At 38.3% G+C, this 3010-nt stretch carries 3 protein-coding genes and 2 pseudogenes; 3 read left to right on the plus strand and 2 right to left on the minus strand.

Going from position 1 to position 3010, the window contains the following annotated elements; all coding sequences use genetic code 11:
- From MTX11_RS16320 to feoB, 3 genes and pseudogenes are all read left to right on the plus strand, one after another.
- Positions 1-210, plus strand: a pseudogene (locus MTX11_RS16320) (cation transporter); the annotation flags it as partial.
- Between the two features lie 11 nt (positions 211-221).
- Entirely contained in the window at positions 222-482 is a 261-nt protein-coding gene (locus MTX11_RS16325) for a FeoA family protein (protein WP_004665962.1), read from the plus strand.
- Positions 472-2301: a ferrous iron transporter B gene (gene feoB / locus MTX11_RS16330; RefSeq protein ID WP_243475600.1), complete on the plus strand. Its 1830-nt coding sequence runs from the start codon at positions 472-474 to the stop codon at positions 2299-2301. Before MTX11_RS16325 ends, feoB begins: the two co-directional genes overlap by 11 nt.
- 122 nt (positions 2302-2423) lie before the next feature.
- On the opposite strand, the gene MTX11_RS16335 is transcribed toward feoB, so the two are convergent.
- Both MTX11_RS16335 and MTX11_RS16340 read right to left on the minus strand, forming a co-directional pair.
- Positions 2424-2849, minus strand: coding sequence for a hypothetical protein (locus MTX11_RS16335; protein ID WP_004897257.1), 426 nt, complete (start codon positions 2847-2849; stop codon positions 2424-2426).
- Positions 2850-2910: 61 nt separating this feature from the next.
- Positions 2911-3010, minus strand: a pseudogene (locus MTX11_RS16340) (IS6 family transposase); the annotation flags it as partial.

Genomic DNA, 3010 nt, shown 5'->3' on the forward strand with positions numbered 1-3010 from the left:
TTATATCTTATTTCTGGTCATCGAGAAGATGGCGCACATATGAAAGCCAGTTGGATTTTCTCGGCGAATGACGTTGTGGTAAATATGGGCGTTATATTTGCCGGTGTACTCGTGGCGTGGACGGGATCAGCTTACCCAGACTTAATCATTGGCATCCTGGTTTCTTTATTCGTGCTTAATGGTGCTCGAAAGATTTTGGCTTTGAAGTAAGAGTATCGAAAATGAATCTATTTCAAGTTAAACAAAATCAGATCGTCAAAATTAGAGATCTCAAAAAAGGTAATCAATACAGTCATACCACTGATCCCGTATTGGAACGGCTCCAACTATTAGGTTTTAGAGAGGGTGAAACTCTACAAGTACTCGCTAAAGGTGTTTTTGGCGGAGATCCTGTTTTAGTTCAGATTGAAACTTCAAGATTCGCATTAAGAAAGAATGAAGCTGAAAGAATTTTTGTAGAGTTAGTATCCAATGAAGATTAAGAATATTGCATTAGTCGGTAATCCAAATTGCGGAAAAACCTCTTTATTTAATACACTTACTGGTACGCGACAAAAAGTTGCCAACTATGCTGGGGTTACCGTAGAAAGAAAAGAAGGTTCTTTTAACTTACCTTCTGGTGATGCAATACGAGTATTGGACTTACCCGGAACTTACAGTTTAAAACCTAGTAGTTTAGATGAAGAAGTCACCAGGGCAGTTTGTTTGGGCGAGCTAAAAGGTGAAATTCTACCCGACATTTTTATATGCGTCGTAGATGCCACAAATTTAAGCTTACATTTGAGCTTGGTTCTCGAAGTTCGTGCTTTAAATCGCCCTATGATTCTTGTATTAAATATGATGGATGAGGTCAAAAAGCGTGGTATTTCCATTGATAAGGATAAACTGTCTCAACTGTTAGGTATCCCTGTAGTTGAAGCTGTCGCAGTTAAAACAAAAGGAATTCAAGATTTAATTAATCAATTAGATCAAAAAAATCTTTTTATTACTCCTTATCATTCTGAATTAAGTCATTTTGAACAGGTCAAACAAATCACCAAACAAGTTATTTTAAATAATGACAGTGGTGATAAAAGAACCGCATTTCTAGATAAAATTTTTCTACATCCTGTATTGGGTTTAGTAATCTTAACTTTAACCATGTTTGTGATGTTCCAGGCGGTATTTATATGGGCAACGCCTTTTATTGAATTCATTGAAAATTTTGTCGCATGGCTCAGTGATTTTATTGGACCACTAATCCAACATCCTCTATTAAAAAGCTTGGTTGTGGATGGGGTAATTGCTGGTGCAGGTAGCGTGCTTGCATATATGCCTCAGATTTTGATTTTATTCTTCTTCATTTTAATGCTTGAAGAGTCAGGCTATTTACCCCGGGCAGCATTTCTTTTAGATAAATTAATGTCTAAAGCCGGGCTTAGCGGCCGTTCATTTATTCCTCTGCTATCCAGTTTTGCTTGTGCCATTCCCGGAATTATGGCAACCAGAAGTATCAGCTCTGAACGGGACCGATTAGCAACAATTATGATTGCACCCTTGATGACCTGTTCAGCAAGATTGCCAGTATATGCTTTATTGATCGCGGCATTTATTCCCAACCAATTAATCTACGGCTGGTTAAGTCTGCAAGGATTAGTCCTTTTTGGTCTTTATATGTCGGGAATAGTCTCAGCGTTATTAGTTTCAGTGTTTCTGAAGTTGGTTCGAAAAGATAAAACTGAAAGTATTTTTATTTTTGAACTTCCCACATACCGAATTCCAGATATTAGAAATATTGCATTAGGCTTATATGATAGGGCAACTATTTTCTTAAAACGAGTTGGTGGCATTATCGTCGCACTGTCTATCTTGTTATGGGTGCTAGTCACGTTCCCTCAACCACCAGATAATGCAAGCATGCCGGCCATTAACTATAGTTTAGCTGGTCAGTTAGGACATTTAATTCATCCTATATTTGCGCCTATTGGGTTTACATGGGAAATATGTATTGCACTCATTCCTGCTATGGCAGCAAGGGAAGTTGTAATTGCTGCTCTTGGGGTGATTTATGCGATGTCAGGTGATGAAGATACAGTAACTCAAAGTCTGTTAAGTCAAATTTCAGGCCCGGATGGATGGGGGTTAGCCACAGGTTTATCATTATTGGTATGGTTTATTTTTGCTCCCCATTGTCTTGCTACGTTAGCAACAATTAGACGAGAAACTGGCAGCTGGAAACAGCCCATCATTATGGCAACTTATTTGTTTGCATTAGCCTACATCTTTTCATTCATCACATATCAAGTTGCGAGTAAGTTTTAATTAGCAAATGAATAAAAGAGGGGGGGAGCTAGCTCCCCCCCCCTTTATTAAATTACTCGATGTAAGCGTGGGCTTCTGAATACTTTTATCTAACTATAACAACTACTTAAATGTTTAAATCTCTAGGTTTTGAATAGTCGAGGTATCAGACGAATATAGATTGGTAAAAAGCATAGTTCAACGATAGTCTGAGTCAAGATTACAGCAGGAATTATGGGCATACTTCCCGGAATTGCAAAAGCTAATGGAAGAATAACAAATGAATTTCTATATGATGCTGAAAAGGACACAGCACTAGCAGAGCCAGATTCTAATCGAAAAATACGAGCAATTATCCAACCCACGAATGGAGCAATAATGGCAAAAGAAATATAAATTGGTAAAGCTTGAAGAGCTGCACTTTTTGCAAGCCCAATTTGAGGCATAACTGATGCTAGGACGATAAACAAAACTAGGGCTGTGGCAGGTACAGGAAATAAGTTTAGGCTTTCAGCCACTTTTTCTGCTTGTTCATTTCTATTCCCAATGAACTGAACTATAGCTGCCATTGCTAAGGGGGCACTGTTGCAAATAGAGATTTGAGTCGATGATGTTCCCTTTAAAAAGTACTTAGAGACTGAAAACCCTGTTGATTAGACACACTTCACCCTGAGGCTGACCATAATAAAATGACGATGCTTGTCCTTTACGTAGTGCACGCATGACTTCA

Origin of the sequence: Acinetobacter lwoffii (assembly GCF_022809915.1) — a bacterium.
GTDB lineage: Bacteria > Pseudomonadota > Gammaproteobacteria > Pseudomonadales > Moraxellaceae > Acinetobacter > Acinetobacter lwoffii_M.

Bases quoted from the DNA above. Each gene is read 5' to 3' on its own strand.
- MTX11_RS16325 (WP_004665962.1), top strand. From the start codon at position 222: ATGAATCTATTTCAAGTTAAACAAAATCAGATCGTCAAAATTAGAGAT.
- MTX11_RS16335 (WP_004897257.1), bottom strand. From the start codon at position 2,849: ATGGCAGCTATAGTTCAGTTCATTGGGAATAGAAATGAACAAGCAGAA.
- feoB (WP_243475600.1), top strand. From the start codon at position 472: ATGAAGATTAAGAATATTGCATTAGTCGGTAATCCAAATTGCGGAAAA.